Below are 20,024 nucleotides of genomic sequence, written 5' to 3'. Positions count from 1 at the left end.
GCCGGAAGGGCCGCGGGGGGAGCGCATAGGCTGGTGCCATGGTGGATCCCGGCACAGTCGTCAATGTGATCAAGCAGGCCCGCGACCGGCGGACGGCTCCGCTGATCCTCGAACTGGACCTCACCGAGGGCATCGTGGAGACCGCGCCGTCCGACCCGATCTCGGCGATCCTGTCCATGCGCCGGACGAACCTGCGGGACGTCCTGGACGGGCTGCGCCGCGCCCGCTCCGACAGCCGGGTGCGCGCCCTCGTCGTGAAGGTCACCGGCGGCGTCGGGCTGGCGCTCGCCCAGGAGCTGCGCGAGGCCGTCCGGGAGCTGCGGGACGCCGGCAAGTTCACCGTCGCGTGGGCCGAGACGTACGGCGAGGGCGGCCGCGGCACCGTGCCGTACTACCTGGCCACCGCCTTCGACAAGGTCTACCTCCAGCCCACGGGCGAGGTGGGGCTGACCGGCGTCGCGATCGAGGAGCCGTTCTTCGCGGGCGCGCTGGAGAAGGCCGGCGTCCAGCCGCGGTTCGCCAAGCGGCACGAGTACAAGACCATGGCGAACACGTTCATGGAGAAGGGCTACACGCCCGAGCACGAGGAGTCGTCCCGGCGCCTCGTCGCCTCGCTCGGCGAGCAGATCACCGCCGGGATCGCCGCCGCCCGCGGCCTGCCCCGCGACAAGGTGCGCGAGCTGGTCGACCGCGGCCCGTTCCTCGCCGACGAGGCCCTGGCGGAGAACCTCGTCGACCGCCTCGCCTACCGCGACGAGGTCTACGCCGACCTCCGCGAGCGGTTCGGGGCGGAGGCGCAGCTCCGCTACGTGTCCCGCTACAACCGCGCGCACGGCATCGCCGGGCGGCTGCCGCAGCCCGGCAGGCAGGACGTCGTCGCGCTCATCAACGGGCACGGCCCGATCCGGCTCGGCCGCAGCGGGCGCGGCGGCCCGCTGCCGAACTCCGGGCCCGCGATGGGCTCCGACACGATCGGCGCCGCGTTCCGCGCCGCGGTGAAGGACGACCGCGTCAAGGCCATCGTGTTCCGGGTGAACAGCCCCGGCGGCTCCGCCGTCGCGTCCGACGCGATCTGGCGCGAGGTCGTCCTCGCCCGCCGCGCCGGCAAGCCCGTGATCGTCACGATGGGCAACGTCGCCGCGTCCGGCGGCTACTACGTGGCGATGGCCGCGGACACGATCGTCGCGCAGCCCGGCACCCTCACCGGCTCGATCGGCGTCGTCGTCGGCAAGGCCGTGGTGAGCGGCCTGCTGGACCGCGTCGGCATCGGCCTCGGCGCCGTCGCCGACGGCGACCACGCCCGCATGCTGAGCGCCACCAAGGACTTCAGCGACTCCGAGTGGGAGCGCGTCAACGCGTCCCTCGACCGGATCTACGACGACTTCACCGCGAAGGTCGCCGAGGGCCGCGACCTGTCCCGCGAACGCGTCCACGAGCTGGCCCGGGGCCGCGTCTGGACGGGCGCGGACGCCCGCGAGCGCGGCCTCGTCGACGAACTGGGCGGCATCGACACGGCGCTCGGCCTGGCGCGCAAGAAGGCCGGCCTCGCGTCGGACGCGCCGGTCCGCGTCTACCCGCACTCCTCGCCGCTGGAGCGGCTCCGCCCGCCGGAGTCCAGCGAGGACCGCACCGCCGCGTCCGCGCGGTTCGACGGCTGGGGCTCCCTCGGCGGCCTCGCCGCCCGCCTGGGCCTGCCCGCCGCGGGCCCGCTCACCCTTCCGGGCGCCTGGGAGATCCGCTGAACCCCGACTTCGCCGAGGCCGTCGCGGGCTTCGCCACGGGCGTGGTCGTGCTGACCGTCCGCGACGGCCGCGACGACCTCGGCACCACGGTGACCTCGTTCATGTCCGTCTCCCTGGACCCGCCCATGGTCCTCGCGAGCGTGTCGACGTCGTCGTACCTGTCGGAGGTCCTGAACCGGCGTCCGCGCTGGGCCGCGACGGTCCTGTCCTCGGCCCAGCGCGCCCTGGCCGGCCGCTTCGCCGCCGAGGGCCGTCCGAGCGCCCGCATCCTCCTGGCCGCCGAGCCCCACCACCGCGGCGAACTCTCGGACGCCCTCATTCCCGATACCGGCGCCTCCGCGCTGGAGTGCGAGACCCGCCAGACCATCGAGGCGGGCGACCACACCCTCTTCGTGGCCGAGGCCCTGTCCGCCGACTACATCGACCGCGACCGGAAGCCGCTGATCAGGGTCAACCGCCGCTACCTGCCGGTCTAGCCTTCGGGGAGGCGTACCTCGGCTACTGCGGGGCGTCCACCCGGCGGCCCGCCTTCCACACGGCGCGGGTCTGGGGGACGCCGGGACGGTAGGCCAGGTGGATGTGGGACGGGGAGTCCAGGACGTGGACGTCGGCGCGGGCCCCTGCGGCGAGGTGGCCCACGTCGGTGCGGCGGAGGGCGCGGGCGCCGCCCGCCGTGGCGGACCAGACGGCCTCGGCCGGGGTCATGCGCATGTCGCGGACGGCCACGGCGATGCAGAACGCCATGCTGGAGCTGTAGCAGGAGCCCGGGTTGCAGTCGGTGGCGAGGGCGACGGTGGCGCCGGCGTCCAGGAGGCGGCGGGCGTCGGGGTACGGCTGGCGGGTGGAGAACTCGACGCCGGGCAGCAGGGTCGCGACCGTCCGGGACGAGGCCAGGGCGTCGATGTCGGCGTCGCTTAGGAACGTGCAGTGGTCGGCTGAGGCGGCGTCCAGTTCGACGGCGAGTCGCACGGCCGGGCCTTGGGTGAGCTGGTTCGCGTGGAGGCGGGGGCTCAGGCCCGCTTTCACGCCCGCTTGCAGGATCTCCCGGGCCTGGTCCGCGTCGAACGCGCCTTCCTCGCAGAAGACGTCCACCCAGCGGGCGTGCGGGGCGCAGGCCGAGAGCATGTCCGTCGCGGCGAGGCGGGCGTAGGCGGCGGGGTCGTCCCTGTACTCGGGGGGGACGACGTGGGCGCCGAGGTAGGTGACCTCGTCCGCGAGTTCGGCGGCGATGCGGACGGCGCGTTCCTCTTGGTCGACCGTGAGTCCGTAGCCGGATTTGCACTCGACGGTCGTCGTCCCTTGGCGCGCCATCTCGTCGATGAGGCGGCGCAGGTTCGCGCGGAGGTCGTCGTCGGACGCGGCGCGGGTGCGTTCGACGGTGGTCCGGATGCCGCCCGCCGCGTACGGCCGGCCGCTCATCCGGGCGGCGAACTCCTCGGCGCGCTCGCCCGCGAAGACCAGGTGGGCGTGGGAGTCCACGAAGCCGGGGAGGACGGCGCGGCCGGCGGCGTCGAAGGACTCGTCGGCGGCGGGCGCGCCGGCGGCCGGGCCCGTCCAGACGACCCGGCCGTCCTCGATCACCAGCGCGGCGTCGCGGACGATGCCGAGCCCGCCGCCCGCGGCGGGGTCGTTGGTGACCAGTTCCCCGATGTTCGTGATGACCGTGCTCAAGCGGGCTCCTCCTGGGTGACGGCGGTGACGGCTGTGACGGCCTCGGTGAGGGCGGCGGCGACGTCGTCGACGAGGAGGTGGCGGCCGTCGTGGACGATCGGGCGGCCGGAGACGACGACGTGCCGGACGTCGGCGGAGGCGGCGGCGAAGACCGCGGCCTCGGCGGCGCAGCCGGGCCCGGCGCCGGCGGTGCGGACGGAGCCGAGGTCGACGGTGACCAGGTCGGCGTACGCGCCGGGCTCCAGGCGCCCCGCCTCGGGCCAGCCGAGCCCGTAGTGGCCGTTGGACGTGGCGGCGGCGAGCAGTTCCCCGGCCGTCCAGTGGCCGCGGACGCGGGTGCGGAGCCGCTCGTCCAGCTCGACGGCGCGGGCCTCCTCGAACATGTCGATGACGGCGTGCTGGTCGGAGCCGAGGCAGATCGGGACGCCCGCGTCGGCCAAAGCGCGCGCGGGCCCGATGCCGTCGGCAAGGTCCCGTTCGGTCGTCGGGCACATGCACACGCCGGTCATCGTCGTCCCGAGGAGGCCGATGTCCTCGTCGGTGAGGTGCGTGGCGTGGACGGCGGTGGTGAGCGCGCCGAGCGCGCCCGACTCGGCGAGCAGGCGGGTCGGGGTCATGCCGTAGGCGTCCAGGCACGCCTCGTTCTCGGCGGGCTGCTCGGACAGGTGGACGTGCAGCGGCGCGCGGTGCTCCTTCGCCCAGGCCGCGACGGCGCGGAGCTGCTCGCGCGGCACCGCGCGGACGGAGTGGACGGCGGCGCCGACGCGGGCGTGCAGCCGGCCCGCCTTGTCCGTCTGCTCGTAGAGGGTGTCGACGCGGCGCGCCCAGTTGCCCGCGCTGCCGTCGCCGAAGCGCAGCTGGGGGCCCGTGAGCGGGCGGCCGATGCCGCCGGCGAGGTAGCAGGTGTCGAGGAGCGTGATCCGGATGCCGGCGTCGGCCGCGGCGGCGATCAGCGCCTCGCCCATCGCGTTCGGGTCGGCGTAGGGGGCGCCGCCCGGCCGGTGGTGCAGGTAGTGGAACTCGCCGACGCAGCTGATCCCGGCGAGGGCCATCTCGGCGAAGACGGCGGTGGCGAGGGCGCGGTAGGACGCCGGGTCGAGCCGGTCGGCGACCTTGTACATCTGCTCCCGCCACGTCCAGAAGGTGCCCGTACGGGCCTGGACGCGGGAGCGGAGCGCGCGGTGGAAGGCGTGGGAGTGGGCGTTGGCGAGGCCCGGGAGGGTGAGTCCGGGCAGCCGCTGGGCGTGGGGGGCGGACGGGACGCCGGCCGCGACGCTGGTGATCCGCTCGCCGTCGGCCTCGATGAGCACGTCGGCCGCCACACCGTCGCCGAGCCAGGCGTACTGGGCATGCCACTGCATACCGGGACCCTTACCCGCGCGCCAGGTCGTCCAGTACCGCGGTGAGGGCCTCCACACCGGCCAGGCAGTCCGCCGGTTCGGCGAACTCGGCGGGCGCGTGCGAGACCCCGGTCGGGTTCCGGACGAACAGCATCGCGGCGGGCACCCGGGCGGACAGCACGCCCGCGTCGTGCCCGGCGCCGGTCGGCAGGACGGGCACGCCGCCCAGCCGCGCGCCGACGCGGTCGCGCAGCGCGAGGTTGAAGTCGACGACCTCCGTGTAGGACTCCTCGGCGACCTCGACGCTCACCCGGTGCGGGCGGGCGGCGGCGCGGGCGGCCTCGCCGACCTCCCGCACGGTGCGGCGGACGGCGTCGTCGGCCGGCCCGCGGGCGTCCAGCCAGGCCGTGACGGACGAGGCGATCGCGTTCACCCCGCCCGGCACGACGCCGACCTTCCCGACCGTCGCGACGGTGCCGTTGCGCTCGGCGGCCTCGCGGGCGGCGATGACCATGCGGGCGAACGGCAGCATGGGGTCGCGGCGGTCGGCGAGGGCGGTCGTCCCGGCGTGGTCGCCCTCGCCCCCGAACCCGAACCGCCACCTGCCGTGCGGGACGATCGAGCCGGCGACGCCGACCGGCCGGTCCAGGGCCCTCCCCTGCTCGACGTGGAGTTCGACGTAGCAGGCGATGCGCCCGAGGAGGCCGTCGTCGGGGCCGATGGCCTCGGGGTCGAGGCCCGCGTTGTGCATGACCTCGGCGAACGTGCGGCCGTCGCCGTCGGCCAGCGCCCGCGCCCGCGCCGGGTCGATCGCTCCGCAGAGCAGGCGCGACCCCAGGCAGGCCACACCGAACCGGGCGCCCTCCTCCTCGGCGAAGGCCGCGACGCCGATGGGCCGGTCCGGCCGGACGCCGCGTTCCCTGAGTCCGTCGATCGCCGCGAACGCGGACACGATGCCGAGCGGCCCGTCGAACGCTCCCCCGCCGGGGACGGAGTCGAGGTGGCTGCCGGTCAGGACGGCGTCGCCGCGCGTCCCGTCCTCGGGGAGCCACCAGGCGAACAGGTTGCCGTTGGCGTCGTGCTCCACGTCGAGGTCGCGGCGGCGCGCCTCGTCCAGGAACCAGGCGCGGCACTCCAGCTCGGGCGGCGTCCACGCGAACCGGTGGTAGCCGCCGGTCGCCTCGTCCCGCCCGACGGGCAGCAGCGCCGCCCACATCTCCTCGAAGCTCACGCCAATCCTCCGTTCACTTGCGGCGTGTCGTTGTTATGAACGCCCGCATAAGAACAACACGCCGCAGCTCAACGCATCGGGATGCGGACGCCGCGCTCCTCGGCGACCTCCTCCGCGCGGTCGTATCCGGCGTCGACGTGCCGCATGACGCCGGTGCCGGGGTCGTTGGTCAGGACGCGCCGGAGCTTCTCGCCGGCGAGGGCCGTCCCGTCCGCGACGCACACCTGGCCCGCGTGGATCGACCGGCCGATCCCGACGCCGCCGCCGTGGTGGATGGACACCCACGTCGCGCCGGACGCGGTGTTGAGCATGGCGTTGAGCAGCGGCCAGTCGGCGATCGCGTCCGAACCGTCCTTCATGCCCTCGGTCTCCCGGTACGGGCTGGCGACGGAGCCGCAGTCGAGGTGGTCGCGGCCGAGCACGATCGGCGCGCTGATCTCGCCGCGCGCGACCAGCTCGTTGAACGCCTCGCCGGCCTTGTCGCGCTCGCCGTAGCCGAGCCAGCAGATGCGGGACGGCAGGCCCTGGAAGCGGACCTTCTCCCGCGCCATCCTGATCCAGCGGGTCAGCGGCTCGTTGTCGGGGAACAGGTCGAGGATCGCCTGGTCGGTGCGGGCGATGTCCTTCGGGTCGCCGGAGAGCGCCGCCCACCGGAACGGCCCCTTGCCCTCGCAGAACAGCGGCCGGATGTAGGCGGGCACGAACCCGGGGAACTCGAACGCGCGGGCGTAGCCCGCGAGCTGCGCCTCGCCGCGGATGGAGTTCCCGTAGTCGAAGACCTCGGCGCCCGCGTCCTGGAACCCGACCATCGCCTCGACGTGCGCGGCCATCGACGCGCGGGCCTTGGCGATGAAGCCGTCCCGGTCCTTGTCGCGTTCGGCGGCCATGTCCGCGAACGCGACGCCGCTCGGCAGGTACATGAGGGGGTCGTGCGCGCTGGTCTGGTCGGTGACGATGTCGATCGGCGCGCCGCGCCGCAGCAGCTCGGGGACGAGGTCGGCGGCGTTGCCGAGCACCGCGACCGACAGCGGGCGCCGCGCCGCCCTCGCCTCCTCGGCGAGGCGCAGCGCCTCGTCCAGCGAGTCGGCCGCCACGTCGCAGTATCGGTGCGCGACGCGCCGCTCGATGCGGGACGGGTCGCACTCGACGCAGATCGCGACGCCGCCGTTCATCGTGACGGCGAGGGGCTGCGCGCCGCCCATCCCGCCGAGCCCGGCGGTCAGCGTGACCGTCCCGGCGAGGGTGCCGCCGAACCGCTTCTCCGCGACCGCCGCGAACGTCTCGTACGTGCCCTGGAGGATGCCCTGCGTGCCGATGTAGATCCACGACCCGGCGGTCATCTGGCCGAACATCGTCAGGCCGAGCGACTCCAGCCGGCGGAACTCCTCCCAGGTCGCCCACTGCGGGACGAGGTTCGAGTTGGCGATCAGCACGCGGGGCGCCCACTCGTGCGTGCGGAAGATCCCGACCGGCTTGCCGGACTGGACGAGCAGCGTCTCGTCCCCCGCCAGGTCCGACAGGGACCGGACGATGCCGTCGAAGGCGTCCCAGTTCCGGGCCGCCTTCCCGGAGCCGCCGTAGACGACCAGCTCGTCGGGGTGCTCGGCGACCTCGGGGTCGAGGTTGTTCTGGATCATGCGCAGGGCGGCCTCCTGGGGCCAGCCCTTGGCGGCGGTCAGCGCGGCGCCGCGCGGCGCGCGGACGGGACGGGGGCCTGGCATGTCGGGCTCCTTACGACAGGGGGCCGGTGACGGCTTCGGCGGCGGCGATGAGGGAGCCGTCCCGCACCATCGCGGTGGCGGCGGCGATCTCGGGGGCGAGGTAGCGGTCCGGTCCGGGCGGCGGGACGGCCTCGCGCAGCCTCGCGACGACGGCGCCGGTCGCCGGTCCGGGACGCAGCGGGGTGCGCAGGTCCAGCGCCCGCGCGGCGGTGAGGATCTCGATGGCGACGACCTGGGCCAGCCCGTCCACCGCCCGGCGCAGTTTCCGGGCCGCGCTCCACCCCATCGAGACGTGGTCCTCCTGCATGGCCGAGCTCGGGATGGAGTCGGCGCTCGCCGGGGCCGCGAGCCGCTTCAGCTCCGACACGATCCCGGCCTGCGTGTACTGGGCGATCATGTGCCCGGAGTCGACGCCGGGGTCGTCGGCGAGGAAGGCGGGCAGGCCGTAGGAGCGTCCCTTGTCGAGCATCCGGTCGGTGCGCCGCTCGGACATGGACGCGACGTCCGCCGCGGGCACCGCCAGGAAGTCGAGCACGTAGGCGACGGGCGCCCCGTGGAAGTTGCCGTTCGACTCGACCCGCCCGTCCGGCAGCACCACGGGGTTGTCGATCGCGGACGCCATCTCCCGGTGCGCGACCAGTTCCGCGTGCTGGAGGGTGTCCCTCGCCGCGCCGTTCACCTGCGGGGCGCACCGCAGCGAGTAGGCGTCCTGGACGCGGGTGCAGTCGGGGCCGCGATGCGACTCCATGATCTCGGACGCGGCGAGCAGCGCCCGCAGGTTGGCGGCGGACGCGGCCTGCCCCGGGTGCGGCCGGAGCGCCTGGAGGTCGGCGGCGAAGACCCGGTCCGTGCCGAGCAGGGCCTCGACGGTCATCGCGGCGGCGACGTCCGCGGCCGTGAGGAGTCTCCGCAGGTCGTCGATGGCGAGGACGAGCATGCCGAGCATCCCGTCCGTCCCGTTCAGCAGGGCCAGGCCCTCCTTGGCGGCAAGCTCGGCCGGCGCGATCCCGGCCTCGCCGAGCGCCTCCGCGGCCGGTCTCAGCGCACCGCCCGCGTCCCGGACCGACCCCTCGCCGATCAGCGCGAGGGCGACGTGGGCGAGCGGCGCGAGGTCCCCGGAGCAGCCGAGGCTGCCGTACTCGAAGACCTGCGGGGTGATGCCGGCGTTGAGCAGCGCGGCCAGCGTCAGCGCCGTCGACGGCTGGACGCCGGTGCGCCCGGTGGCGAGCGTCCGCAGCCTCAGCAGCATCAGGGCCCGGACGACCTCCCGCTCGACCTCGGGCCCCGACCCGGCCGCGTGCGACCGGACGATGTTGAGCTGGAGCCGATCGCGCATCTCCGGGGCGATGTGCCGGGTCGCGAGCGCCCCGAACCCGGTCGACACCCCGTAGACCGGCGTGGGGCGGGCCGACAGCTCCTCGATGTGCGCCCGCGCCTCGCCGATCAGCTTCAGCGCCCCGTCGGTCAGCACGACCCGGGCGCCGTCCCGCGCGACGGCGACGACCTGCGGGAACGTCAGCGCCTCGGGCCCGACCTCAACCATAGGAACACCCATACCCACCATTGGACCCGGCCGGCGGCGCCCGTCCCACCCCCGTCCGGCGCGTTGTGTCTCGGATACGAGACAATGGGCGGGTGCCCCAGGTCCCCGCCGCCCGCCGCGCCCTGGCGGTGCTGCGCCTCCTGGCGGCCGCGCCGGGCCCGCTCCCCGCGTCGTCCATCGCCCGCGCCCTGGAACTGCCCCGCTCCAGCACGTACCACCTGCTCACCGCGATGTCGGACGACGGCTTCGTCGCCTACGTCCCGGAGGAGCGCCGCTGGGGCCTCGGCGTGGCGGCCTTCGAGATCGGCTCCGCCTACCTGCGCCACGAACCCCTGGAGCGCCTCGCCCGCCCCCTCCTCCGCCGCCTCGTCGACCAGGCCGGCGAGACGGCCCAGCTCGGCGTCCTGCACGGCGCCGAGACCCTCTACCTGCTCAAGGAGCAGCCGCCCCGGCACGCCACCCTCGTCACCGACGTGGGCGTCCGCATGCCCGCCCACCTGACCGCCAGCGGCCGCTCCCTCCTCGCGCACCTGCCGCCCGCGCAGGTCCGCGCCCTGTTCCCGGGCCGCTTCGTGGACCGGACGGGCCGGGGGCCCGCGTCCCTGCGCGAGCTGCGCCGCGTCCTCGCCGGCGACGCCCGCCGGGGCTGGGCGGTCGAAGACGGCCACGTCACCGAGGACTTCGCGAGCATCGCCGCCTGCGCCTTCGACCACACCGGCCACCCCACCGCCGCGATCACCGTCACGTTCCGCCGCGCGGACCGCCCGCCCGAGACGTGGCCGCGCCTCGCCGCCCTCGTCCGCAGGACCGCCGAGACGCTGACGACCCGGCTGACCGGCCGCCCGCCGTCGCCCTGACGCGCCCGGCCGGGCGCGCTGCTCTGGGCGGATCCGCCGTGGGCGGATACGGCTCCGCCCGGTCCCCGCGCCGCCGCAGAGTGGAGGGCATGAGCGAGGAACAGAAGATCCCGTTGTTCAACGAACGAGTGCGGCGCGAGCTCTACCACGAGCGCGTGCTCGTCCTCGACGGCACGCTCGACGACGACAACGGCACCCTGCTGGCGACGCAGCTGATCACGCTGGCGCGGGAGGACGCGTCGGCCGACATCGCGCTGTGGATCCACTCCCACGGCGGGTCGGTGCCGTCGATGCTCGCGATCCGCGACGTCATGCGGCTCGTCCCGTGCGACGTGTCCACGATGGTGCTCGGCGTCGCCTACAGCGCCGGCCAGTTCCTGCTGTCGTCGGGGACCCCCGGCAAGCGCCGCGCCATGCCGCACTCCCGCGTGCTGATGCACCAGGGCTCCGCCGGAATCGCCGGCGCCGCCGTCGACATCGAGCTGCAGGCCAACGACCTGCGCCACACCCGCGACACCGTCCTCGGGCTCATCGCCGAGGACACCGGCCAGCCCCTGGAGCGGGTCTTCGAGGACTCCCTGCACGACCGCTGGTACACGGCCCGGGAGGCGCTCGACTACGGGTTCATCGACTCGATCGTCAGCACGATGGACGAGATCATGCCCGCCGCCCGCCGGCCCGCCGGGCTCGGCGTCCCCTCCGAAGGAGCCTCCCGATGAGCAGCTACACGATCCCGAACGTGATCGCGCGGCACCCGCGCGGTGAACGGATCATGGACGTCTACTCGCACCTGCTCACCGAGCGGATCATCTACCTCGGCACCGCCATCGACGCGGGCGTCGCCAACGCCCTCGTCGCGCAGCTGCTGCACCTGGAGGCCGACGCGCCCGACGTCGACGTCCAGCTCTACATCAACTGCGAGGGCGGAGACCCGAGCGCGATGCTCGCCGTGTACGACACGCTGCGCTTCATCCGCCCGCAGGTGGCGACCACGTGCGTGGGGCAGGCGGTCGCCGTCGGCGCCGTGCTCCTGGCCGCCGGCGCGCCCGGCAAACGCGCCGCGCTGCCGCACACCCGCGTGGTCCTGCACCAGCCGACGGGGCAGAGCCGCGGGACGATCCCCGACCTGATCCTCCAGGCCGACGAGGTCGTCCGCGTCCGCGCGGACATCGAGGCCATCCTGTCCCGGCACACCGGGCAGGACACCGCGACGCTGCGCGCCGACACCGACCGCGACCGCGTGTTCACCGCGCACGCGGCGCTGGACTACGGGCTCATCGACCACGTGATCGAGGAGCGCGAGCCGCTTCCCGGCAGCGCCTACGCGGCCAGCGCGTAGGCGGTCGGGCCCGCCGGGCGGGCCGCGGGCCGGGCGGTCAGCAGACGCGTCGCGACCGCGAGCGCCAGGTCGCCGAGCGTCACGTCCAGGGCGCCGGCGACCGCGGCGATCATCTCGCTGGACGGCTCCTTGACGCCGCGTTCCATCTCGGAGAGGTACTGGGGCGAGACCCCCGCGCGGCGGGCGGTCTCGGTCAGGATCTCGCCGCGTTCGTTGCGCAGGCCGCGCAGGCATTCGCCGAGCGCCTCGCGCCACAGCGGCTCCTGGTCGGGCCCGCCCGGGGGGCGCTTCCCGGCCGGTTCGCGCGGCGTCTGCTCGGCGGGCGTGATCGGTCGGACGGTCTCAGCCATACCTCATCGTAAGCCGGTCCGGAGGGCGCGCACCGCCGGGCGCGGGGCCGGGTGTCCGGAATCGGCCCGGCCGCCCCTGTCGAAAGGCAGGGGTGGCCGGTGGCGTTCGGGTGCTGCGGCGCGGGCCCGCGGGTTCCTAGGTTCGGACGCGGCAGGTCGGACGAGCCGGGAGACCCTTTTGATCACATTGCGGGACCTGACGAAACGGTACGGGGACAAGACGGCGGTGGACGGGCTGACGCTCCAGGTGGCGGCCGGCAAGGTCACCGGCTTCCTCGGCCCGAACGGGGCGGGGAAGTCCACGACGATGCGGATGATCGTCGGGCTGGACCGGCCGACCGCCGGCGAGGCGCTGGTCGGCGGGCGGCGGTACGCGGGCCTGCCGCGTCCGCTGCGCGAGGTCGGGGCGCTGCTGGACGCGGCCTTCGTGCATCCCGGGCGGCCCGCGCGGGCGCACCTGCTGGCGATGGCCCGCAGCAACGGCATCGACCGGGCGCGGGTCGACGAGGTCATCGGCCTGGTCGGGCTGGAGGCGGTCGCGGGCAAGCGGGTCGGGTCGTACTCGCTCGGGATGCGGCAGCGGCTCGGCATCGCGGGCGCGCTGCTGGGCGACCCGCCGGTGCTGATGTTCGACGAGCCGGTGAACGGCCTCGACCCGGACGGGGTGCTGTGGGTGCGCGGGCTGATGCGCGGCCTGGCGGCGGAGGGCCGCACGGTGTTCGTGTCGTCGCATCTGATGAGCGAGATGCAGCTGACCGCGGACCGCCTGGTCGTGATCGGCCGGGGACGGCTGCTCGCGGACGCCCCGATGGCCGAGGTCATCGCGGGCGGTTCCGGCAACGCGGTCCGGGTGCGCACGCCGGGCGCGGACGACCTGGCGGCGCGGCTCGCCGCCGTCCGGGCGGAGGTCAGGCGGGTGGGCGAGGACGAACTGGAGGTGCGGGGCGTGCCCGTGGAGCGGGTCGGGCTCATCGCCTACGAGGCGGGGGCGCCGGTGCTGGAGTTGCGCGCCGTCGAGGCGTCGCTGGAAGAGGCGTACATGGAACTGACCGGGGCGAGCGTGGAGTACGGGGTGGGACGGTGACGCGCGGCGGGCTGCCGGGGGCGCTGGCGGCGGAGTGGACGAAGCTGTGGTCGATCCGCTCCACCTGGTGGGGCCTGGCCGGCGCGGTGGTGCTGATGGCCCTGATGTCGATGATCCTGGCGACGGGGACGGTCGCGAACAACGCCCACCCGCCCGCGGGAGAGGAACCTCCCGGCGTGGTGTCGGTGAGCGGGACCGCCACCGGCTCGGTGGACATGGTGCAGTTCGTCGTCCTCGCCCTCGCCATCCTGATGATCACCGGCGAGTACGCGACGGGCAGCATCCGGGCGACCCTCCAGTGGGTGCCGCCGCGCACCCGGATGCTGTCGGCGAAGGCGGCCGTCGCGATGGCGGTCATGTTCCCCGTCGGCGTGCTCCTCGCGCTGACCGGCACGGCGGTCGCCTACCCGATGCTCGGGAAGTGGGGGCGCCTGGACGCCGGCGACGTCGTGCGCGACGCGCTGCTGACGGGCGTGTACCTGGCGGTGATGAGCGCGTTCATCCTGGGCGTCGCGGCGATGCTGCGCAGCACCGCCGCGACGATCACGACGGCGTTCCTGTTCCTCCTGGTGCTGCCGATCACGATGGTGAACTCGCGCTCCGACCTGCTGAAGGACGTCGCCGACGCGCTGCCGAGCACCGCGGGCCGGCACCTGCTCGCCGGGGACGGCCCCTACCCGGCGGCGGCCGCGCTCGCGATCATCGCGGTCTGGACGGCGGCGGCGATGTGGGGCGGCATCACCGTCCTGCGCCGCCGCGACGCCTGACGCGGCCCGCGCGCCGGTCCCGGTGATCGTGCGGTAGCCGGCCCGGCGGGGACGTTCCCCCGCCGGGCCGCACCCCCGAGAACACTCGTCGGCGCCCGCGAAAAGGTGGCCTGAGCGGCCACAACGTGCCATGTGGGGCCCGAATTGCGGACGTCGCCTACCCATTTGACGGTAAATCGCTATGATCTTCCGCAAATCCACGAGTTCGGGGGCTCCCTGTGCATCCACCACCACCGCCGCCGCACGGCGGCCCGCCGCCCGGCTTCATTCCTCCGCCCGGCCCGCCCGGCTCACGGCCGCCGGGCGGCGGCAACGCCATGGTGATCGTCATCATGGCCGTCACGGCCTTCCTCGTGGTGATCGGGGGCGGCGTCTTCCTGCTGTCGGGAGACGACTCCGACGACGACCCGCCGATCAGGCCGCTGGCCGTGACGCCCACGGACCCGGACCTGCCGACCCGGCAGCCCACCTACAGCCCGCCGAGCCTGCCCACTTCGGAGCCGACCACCCGGGAGCCCACGTACTCGCCGCCGCCCAGCAACTACGGCGCCATCGCCGTCGGAAGCAACGGCGCCATCGGCAAGGCTTGGGACTACGACTCGATGGCCACCGCCAGACGGCGGGCGCTGAACGAGTGTTCGGGCAGCTGCAAGGTCCTGACGACGTTCGTCAACGGCTGCGGCGCGGTCGCCTACAACTCCAGCACCAACAAGTACTGGGGCGGCCACGGCGACACGCGGGCCGCGGCCCAGCGGAACGCGCTGTCCAACGCGGGCGGCGGCCGGACGGTCACCTGGGTGTGCACCACGCGCTAGGACGAGTGGCTCTCAGCCGCGATGATCCGGGCTGAGGTCCGTTCGGGGGAACGTCGCGCGGATCGTCCGGCCTCGGGGGCCGCCGGTCCAAGACCAGGTGGCGGCGAGGGCGTCCACGGCCAGCAGGCCGCGCCCGCCTTCCGCAAGCCCGGCCAGGCTCCGCAGCCTGGGCTCCCCCGGACCGCCCCGATCGGTGACGTAGACGATGGCACCGGCCACGTCCAAGCTGATGTCCACGATGAACCGGCCCCCGTCCTCACCTGAACGGGTGTGCCGTATCGCGTTGACCGCCAACTCGTCCAAGACGAGAAGGACGTCGTCCAGAGCCGGAAAACCGGCCAGCAAGTGCGCGGCGAACGCCCGGACGGACCGGACCTCCTCCGGACGGCCCGGAAACTCCCGCCGCCAGTACATCGGAGCCTCGTGCTGAGCGGGGACGGGCACGGCGAGCAACATTGATCACCTCTCGGAACGGTGTGTCATCGGCCGTTCCATCTTCAGTAACGGCGAGGCCCCGGTACGGAAAAGGACCAGGCCGGCGACCCGCCGCGCTCCCCGGCACGCCCCCACCCCGAACGTTCGCCCCCTTTAACGTAAACGAACGGAACGTTCGCGATCCGAGCGTCCACCCCCCGAACGCCACCGAGGCGCACAGCGGTCTCTCCTTCCGGGTGTTCGAACGGCGTGGCAGTGAATGACACGTTCGGGTGTCGACTGGTAACACAGAGTGGAAACGTTGACTCCCCCGGTCAGCGCCCCCGCCGCACCGGCCCGACCCCAGGAGGTTCCCGGTGACCAGCCCGTTCGTCCGCCGACGCCGCCTCGCCACCGAACTGCGAACGCTCCGCGAGCAGAGCGGCATGACCGCCGACGACCTGGCCCGCCGCATCTACCGCTCCCGCATGACGGTGTCCAAACTGGAGAACGCCCGCTGCCGTCCCGACGTGGCGGACATCATCAAGATCCTCCAAGTCCTCGACGTCACCGGAGACAAGTGGCACGAGATCATCAAGATCGCCGGCGAGGCCGCCGAACGTGGATGGTGGGACACCTACGGCGACTCCATGGGCGTCCGCCAGCGCATGTACGCGAACATCGAGTCGGGCGCCGCCGCCATCCGCGGGTACAACCAGTTCACGCTTCCCGGCCTCCTCCAGTGCCCGGCGTTCACCCATGCGTTGATCGAGATCGACAGGTTGGAGGGGGCGCAGATCGAATACGACCCGGACCGCAGCCTGCAGGCTCGTCAGCGCAGGCAAGAGGTGATCTTCAGGTCCGGCGGCCCCTATTTCGAGAACATACTGGACGAGTTCGTCCTGAGACGGCTCGCCGTCCCCGCCAGCGTCCTAGTAGCCCAGCTCCGCCACATGGTCGACGTGCTCACTCGCGAGCCACGCTTCACCGTTCTCGTACTGCCGACGGATGCCCGGCTCTCTCCGGGACGCCTGCCGGAGTCGGGATACATGATCTACACGTTCACCGACCCAGAGGACCCGACGATCGCCGTTGCCGAGAGCGTGAGTTCATGCACTGTCCACGCTTCGCCTGAGGAAGTGGCAAAGTATGAGCGTCTCCACAATCGGCTCCGGGAGGCTACGCTGCCCGCCCTGGAGAGCATGTCGCTCCTGGCGGACACAGCCGACCGGCTAAGCGAACAGGCGGGCCACGGACGGTGAAAACCCAGTACAGCGGCTGGCGTAAGTCCAGTCACAGCACTCCAGACTCCGAATGCGTCGAAGTAGGCCGCTCCCCTCGGGGCACCATCGGCGTGCGCGACACCAAGCAGGACGGCACCGGCCCCATCCTCGACTTCTCGCCTCAAGAGTGGGCCACGTTGATAAAGACCATCCGCTCCGCCGACCACTAGAAGAAGTCGGCGGTCGGCAAGGGGGTGGCACTGCCACCATCGGTCTGCTGACGGATGCGGCCGACAGCCTTGAGAACGGGATCGGATCCTCCACATGACCACGCAGCACCTCAACTGGCGCAAGTCGAGCCACAGCGAGGCCAACGGCGCCTGTCTCGAAGTCGCGCGCTCCGCCGCTGGGACGATCAGCGTCCGGGACAGCAAGCAGGGTCACAGGGGCCCTGTCCTCGGTTTCTCTCCTCGCGAATGGGCAATGTTCACGCAAGCCATCCGCTCCGCCAACCCGTAGAAGGCGCCTCAGCGGAGCCCGTCCAGAACCGTCGCTGCGAGTCTCGGCCTGCTGGCGGATGCAGCCGACGATCTCGAGAAAAGGATCGATCCCTCCCATGACCTCCCAGTACGAGAGCTGGCAAAAGTCCAGCCACAGCGCCCCGAACGGTGACTGCGTCGAGGTCAGCCGCTCCCCTCAGGGCACCATCGGCGTGCGCGATACCAAGCAAGACGGCACCGGCCCCATCCTCGACTTCTCACCTCAAGAGTGGGCCACGTTGATAAAGACCCTCCGCGACGCCGACCACTAGAAGAAGTCGGCGGTCGGCAAGAGGGTGGCGCTGCCCGCGTCCCACAGAGCGTCCCAGGTATCACGCAGCGCGTGTGGAGCCGGTCGCCTTCGGCATGTCAGTCCGTTTGGAGCATGGACTTCAATTGCCTTGCGTGGTCCTCTATCGACGCCTTTAGAGCAGAGAGCTCGTCTGCCTGCTTCCGCATCGCGCCTTCATCGCCGATCAGACGTTTTTCGCTCATCGTCGCCTGCTGGTAGCGGTCCTCGACATTCTCAACCTCGCTCGCAAGCCGGGCGATCTGCTCGCGGACCTGCTCGGCAACGTCCAGCCTTCCGTCCCGGGCCGCCTTCTCCTCGTCCGCGGAAAGAGCCTCGCGTCGCGTCTCCAAATCCTTCATCTGCTCCTCGATCCGACGGCGGGCGGAACCGGCGTCGGCGACCTTCTGCTGCGTCTCTGCCAGCTCCGCGAGCAGATTCTCCTGCACCTTCTGGAGCTCCTGAAACTTCGCGTCCAGCACTCCCCCGGCGTCCGTGGACGGCTCGCCGCGCTTGGGGCGACCTCTACCGAAAATCACGCGACCTCCCATAACTGTGCCGCCGTCTTCGGGAAAAGGGCGGCCCGGTCCAGCACCCAGCCCAATTATCACAATTCACCTCACGGGGGAGCAACCGGACGACCGCGTTCCTGGCCGGTCAAGCCCTGGTGGAGCGCCGGTCATCGCCGCGTCGCTCGATGATCAAGGACGGCGTGTCGCGCGTCAGCCGACCGGCGGTCCGGCGAGGATGGCGCGGCCGCTGGACCGCCGCGAGCGGCGCACGTCCCGCCGCGCCCTTCGCGGGCGGCCTCGAAGCCGGGGGAAGCATGCGCATCTCCAGCACGAGAGCGGCCGCCCTCGGCGTCGCGATCCTGCTCGTCACACTCCCAGCACGGGGGTCCGCCGCGCGGGAGGCGGGGACGCCGCTCGGCAAGTCGAACTTCGCCGTCGCCCTCGGCGGGCTGGACGCGGCGTCCAGGAGCAACTGGGTCCGGCTCGGCCAGTACACCTTCACCGCCGACGGGGACGTCTCGGAGGAGTACTGGTCCTGGAGCCAGTCGGTCCGCGTCCGCCGCGCGTCCACCGGGAACCGCGCCTCGGGCTGCACGGGACGGGACTGCACGGTGCTCACCGCGGCCGGCTGGCAGTCGGCCCGCGCGGCGAGGACACAGACCGGCGGGTACCGCGTCCGCGGCGCGGAGCTGCGCATCACCTGGGACGACGGCCACTGGGAGACCTGGAACCTCGCCTCCCTCGCGGGGGGCGAACTCGCCGGAGTGGAACTCGCCGCCAACGACCTGGGAGCCACGCACGGCTTCGGCAACGGCAGCAACGCCGCCTGGAGCGCCCGCGTTCCGGCGGACGCCGTCGCCGCCGCGGACCACTCCGCCTTCGTCCACCGCTACTCCCTGTGGAAGACGGACTCGGGACAGGCGTACATCGACCACGGCGACGGTTCACCGTTCTGGGTCACCCGCTGGGACGTCTGCGGCGACCGCCGGTGCCTGGGCGCGCGGACGCATCCGCGCGGCGCGCCCGCCCACACCGTGTACTACATCGCTCCGGCCGGCACCGCGTCCGATGACCGGCGGGACACCCTGTGGCACTGGCGCACCACTCTCGCCGACGCGCGCCACGAGACCTGCTACACCGGGAACTCGCACGTCAAACCCATGATCCAGATCGTGGACGACGCCGCTGGATTCCGCGGCTGGGTGGGTGTCGAGGCGTCCCTGAACCAGTCGACCTCCGAGGGACCCGACGCCGACGACATCGGCGTCTTCCGGATCCTGCGAACCGGTTCCCGCTAGCGCGGCGGACGGGAGGCGGCTCGTCCGCGCCGTTTCGATCTATTCTGAAAGCGGCGGGAGGGGAAGAGCATGCTCCGACGACTCCTACGTCGCCGCTGGTTCTGGCCGGCGGTCGCGGGCGGGGCGGCAGTGCTCGTCTCCGGGTTCGTGCTGGGCGCGCCGCGGGCGGACGACGACGGGACGATCCGCGTCATGACCTACAACCTGCGCGGTGTGAACGATCCGCCGCCCAGGGACTGGAAGACCCGGCTGCCGCTCGTCCGGCACCTGCTGGACGAGCACGAGCCCGACCTGCTGGGCGTCCAGGAGGCGCGGTGGTACCAGGTGCGCGACCTGGCGCGGGCCCTGCCGGAGTACGGCTGGATCGGCCTCGGCACGCAGGGCGGCACCCGCGACCAGTTCCTGTCGATCTTCTACCGGAAGCAGCGGTTCGAGGTCCTGGACTTCGACCACTTCTGGCTCTCCGACACCCCGTCCGTCATCGGCTCGGCCAGCTGGGGCAACGGATACGTCCGGATGGTGACGTGGGCCGAGTTCCGCGACCGCCGCACCGGCGCGGTGATGTACCAGGCCAACACGCACCTCGACAACATGTCGGCGGAGTCGCGGGTGAAGAGCGCCCGGCTGATCCTCGACCGCGTCCGCGAATTCCAGGCGGGCGTCCCCGTGGTGCTGACCGGCGACTTCAACGCGGCCGCCGGGGCCTCGCCCGCCTACGCGATCCTCACCGGGGCCGGCGCGTTCCAGGACACCTGGACGACGGCCGCCCGGCACGGCCCGCAGTACCGCACCGAGAACCACTGGCTTCCGCCGCAGCGCGACGGCAGGCGGATCGACTGGATCCTGGCGCGCGGCGCGGTCCGCACGGTCTGGACCGGGATCGACCCGTACCGGGACGGCGACGTCTTCGCCTCCGACCACGATCCCGTCATCGCCCATCTGCGGCTCGCCGGGAGATGAGACCCGCGCACGGCGGCGCCCGGTCGGCCGGGGCCGCCGAGTGCAGGCTGCCGCATCTCGCGAAGAACCGGCATGAAACGGGGAGCGTTCCATGGGTGAGGGGGCGCTGGGACGGGCGACCGTGCGCGAGGCCGCCGGCGATCCGCTCGCGGGGCCGGACGCGCGGGTCGACGCGGCCGAGGGACGGCTGGCGGCGGGCGACCGGGTGCCGGTCGTGCGCGGCGGGCGGCCGGTCGCCGACGGGCCGGCCATCGGCGGCGTCGTCACGCGGGGCCTCATGGAGCAGGCGCTCCGCACCGGCCCCGACTCCAAGATGAGGATCTCCATCG

22 protein-coding genes are annotated in these 20,024 nt (G+C 73.1%); 14 read left to right on the top strand and 8 right to left on the bottom strand.

Annotated elements, in window-relative coordinates; all coding sequences use genetic code 11:
• Positions 1–38: 38 nt before the first annotated feature.
• Complete coding sequence (gene sppA / locus ACA511_RS36995) at positions 39–1,742, top strand: signal peptide peptidase SppA (RefSeq protein WP_375029379.1); 1,704 nt, start codon at positions 39–41, stop codon at positions 1,740–1,742.
• Positions 1,727–2,218, top strand: coding sequence for a flavin reductase family protein (locus tag ACA511_RS36990; protein WP_375029396.1), 492 nt, complete (start codon positions 1,727–1,729; stop codon positions 2,216–2,218). Before sppA ends, ACA511_RS36990 begins: the two co-directional genes overlap by 16 nt.
• Before the next feature lie 22 nt (positions 2,219–2,240).
• Here the strand turns inward: ACA511_RS36990 and hutI are convergent, their stop codons facing one another.
• The 5 genes from hutI to hutH all read right to left on the bottom strand — a co-directional run bounded on the left by hutI (position 2,241) and on the right by hutH (position 9,260).
• Positions 2,241–3,413 carry an imidazolonepropionase gene (gene hutI / locus ACA511_RS36985; RefSeq protein WP_375029378.1) on the bottom strand — a complete coding sequence of 391 codons (1,173 nt, stop codon included), beginning with the start codon at positions 3,411–3,413 and terminating at the stop codon, positions 2,241–2,243.
• The gene (locus ACA511_RS36980) at positions 3,410–4,774 is read right to left on the bottom strand and encodes a formimidoylglutamate deiminase (RefSeq protein ID WP_375029377.1); all 1,365 of its coding nucleotides are present in this window, start codon (positions 4,772–4,774) and stop codon (positions 3,410–3,412) included. The genes hutI and ACA511_RS36980 overlap by 4 nt, the downstream gene beginning before the upstream one ends.
• A gap of 10 nt (positions 4,775–4,784) precedes the next feature.
• Positions 4,785–5,984, bottom strand: coding sequence for an allantoate amidohydrolase (locus ACA511_RS36975; protein ID WP_375029376.1), 1,200 nt, complete (start codon positions 5,982–5,984; stop codon positions 4,785–4,787).
• Between the two features lie 68 nt (positions 5,985–6,052).
• Complete coding sequence (gene hutU / locus ACA511_RS36970) at positions 6,053–7,705, bottom strand: urocanate hydratase (RefSeq protein ID WP_375029375.1); 1,653 nt, start codon at positions 7,703–7,705, stop codon at positions 6,053–6,055.
• Between the two features lie 10 nt (positions 7,706–7,715).
• Positions 7,716–9,260, bottom strand: a complete 1,545-nt coding sequence (gene hutH / locus ACA511_RS36965; protein WP_375029374.1) for a histidine ammonia-lyase — start codon at positions 9,258–9,260, stop codon at positions 7,716–7,718.
• A gap of 80 nt (positions 9,261–9,340) precedes the next feature.
• On the opposite strand from hutH, the gene ACA511_RS36960 reads away from it, so the two are divergent.
• The 3 genes from ACA511_RS36960 (at position 9,341) to ACA511_RS36950 (ending at position 11,444) form a co-directional block, all read left to right on the top strand.
• The gene (locus ACA511_RS36960) at positions 9,341–10,105 is read left to right on the top strand and encodes an IclR family transcriptional regulator (RefSeq protein WP_375029373.1); all 765 of its coding nucleotides are present in this window, start codon (positions 9,341–9,343) and stop codon (positions 10,103–10,105) included.
• 89 nt (positions 10,106–10,194) lie between these two features.
• Positions 10,195–10,824: a ClpP family protease gene (locus ACA511_RS36955; protein WP_375029372.1), complete on the top strand. Its 630-nt coding sequence runs from the start codon at positions 10,195–10,197 to the stop codon at positions 10,822–10,824.
• On the top strand, positions 10,821–11,444 hold the full coding sequence (locus ACA511_RS36950; RefSeq protein ID WP_375029371.1) for a ClpP family protease: 624 nt from the start codon (positions 10,821–10,823) through the stop codon (positions 11,442–11,444). The genes ACA511_RS36955 and ACA511_RS36950 overlap by 4 nt, the downstream gene beginning before the upstream one ends.
• On the opposite strand, the gene ACA511_RS36945 is transcribed toward ACA511_RS36950, so the two are convergent.
• On the bottom strand, positions 11,426–11,794 hold the full coding sequence (locus ACA511_RS36945) for a helix-turn-helix domain-containing protein (RefSeq protein ID WP_375029370.1): 369 nt from the start codon (positions 11,792–11,794) through the stop codon (positions 11,426–11,428). The genes ACA511_RS36950 and ACA511_RS36945 overlap by 19 nt on opposite strands.
• 178 nt (positions 11,795–11,972) lie before the next feature.
• Between ACA511_RS36945 and ACA511_RS36940 the strand changes: the two genes are divergently transcribed.
• The 3 genes from ACA511_RS36940 to ACA511_RS36930 all read left to right on the top strand — a co-directional run bounded on the left by ACA511_RS36940 (position 11,973) and on the right by ACA511_RS36930 (position 14,460).
• Positions 11,973–12,878: an ABC transporter ATP-binding protein gene (locus ACA511_RS36940; RefSeq protein WP_375029369.1), complete on the top strand. Its 906-nt coding sequence runs from the start codon at positions 11,973–11,975 to the stop codon at positions 12,876–12,878.
• Positions 12,875–13,645 (top strand): ABC transporter permease subunit, encoded by a 771-nt coding sequence (locus tag ACA511_RS36935; RefSeq protein ID WP_375029368.1) that lies wholly within the window; start codon positions 12,875–12,877, stop codon positions 13,643–13,645. Before ACA511_RS36940 ends, ACA511_RS36935 begins: the two co-directional genes overlap by 4 nt.
• Before the next feature lie 218 nt (positions 13,646–13,863).
• Entirely contained in the window at positions 13,864–14,460 is a 597-nt protein-coding gene (locus tag ACA511_RS36930; RefSeq protein WP_375029367.1) for a DUF4189 domain-containing protein, read from the top strand.
• Positions 14,461–14,472: 12 nt separating this feature from the next.
• Here the strand turns inward: ACA511_RS36930 and ACA511_RS36925 are convergent, their stop codons facing one another.
• Positions 14,473–14,916 carry an ATP-binding protein gene (locus ACA511_RS36925; RefSeq protein WP_375029366.1) on the bottom strand — a complete coding sequence of 148 codons (444 nt, stop codon included), beginning with the start codon at positions 14,914–14,916 and terminating at the stop codon, positions 14,473–14,475.
• Positions 14,917–15,251: 335 nt separating this feature from the next.
• Here ACA511_RS36925 and ACA511_RS36920 point away from each other — a divergent pair, with 335 nt between their 5' ends.
• The 4 genes from ACA511_RS36920 to ACA511_RS36905 all read left to right on the top strand — a co-directional run bounded on the left by ACA511_RS36920 (position 15,252) and on the right by ACA511_RS36905 (position 16,908).
• Entirely contained in the window at positions 15,252–16,136 is an 885-nt protein-coding gene (locus ACA511_RS36920) for a helix-turn-helix domain-containing protein (RefSeq protein WP_375029365.1), read from the top strand.
• Positions 16,133–16,327, top strand: coding sequence for a DUF397 domain-containing protein (locus ACA511_RS36915; protein WP_375029364.1), 195 nt, complete (start codon positions 16,133–16,135; stop codon positions 16,325–16,327). The genes ACA511_RS36920 and ACA511_RS36915 overlap by 4 nt, the downstream gene beginning before the upstream one ends.
• 94 nt (positions 16,328–16,421) lie before the next feature.
• Positions 16,422–16,616: a DUF397 domain-containing protein gene (locus ACA511_RS36910; RefSeq protein ID WP_375029363.1), complete on the top strand. Its 195-nt coding sequence runs from the start codon at positions 16,422–16,424 to the stop codon at positions 16,614–16,616.
• Positions 16,617–16,713: 97 nt separating this feature from the next.
• Positions 16,714–16,908 carry a DUF397 domain-containing protein gene (locus ACA511_RS36905; protein WP_375029362.1) on the top strand — a complete coding sequence of 65 codons (195 nt, stop codon included), beginning with the start codon at positions 16,714–16,716 and terminating at the stop codon, positions 16,906–16,908.
• A 97-nt stretch (positions 16,909–17,005) separates the two neighbouring features.
• Here ACA511_RS36905 and ACA511_RS36900 read toward each other — a convergent pair whose 3' ends face one another.
• On the bottom strand, positions 17,006–17,464 hold the full coding sequence (locus tag ACA511_RS36900) for a hypothetical protein (protein WP_375029361.1): 459 nt from the start codon (positions 17,462–17,464) through the stop codon (positions 17,006–17,008).
• 158 nt (positions 17,465–17,622) lie between these two features.
• Here ACA511_RS36900 and ACA511_RS36895 point away from each other — a divergent pair, with 158 nt between their 5' ends.
• Positions 17,623–18,735, top strand: a complete 1,113-nt coding sequence (locus ACA511_RS36895; protein WP_375029360.1) for a hypothetical protein — start codon at positions 17,623–17,625, stop codon at positions 18,733–18,735.
• 69 nt (positions 18,736–18,804) lie between these two features.
• Positions 18,805–19,695, top strand: a complete 891-nt coding sequence (locus tag ACA511_RS36890; RefSeq protein WP_375029359.1) for an endonuclease/exonuclease/phosphatase family protein — start codon at positions 18,805–18,807, stop codon at positions 19,693–19,695.
• Positions 19,696–20,024 lie beyond the last annotated feature (329 nt).

It is taken from the genome of Actinomadura sp. GTD37 (assembly GCF_041951365.1).
Lineage (GTDB): Bacteria > Actinomycetota > Actinomycetes > Streptosporangiales > Streptosporangiaceae > Spirillospora.
Note: the sequence above shows the minus strand (reverse complement) of the source record. Positions and strands in the feature narration are given on the sequence as shown.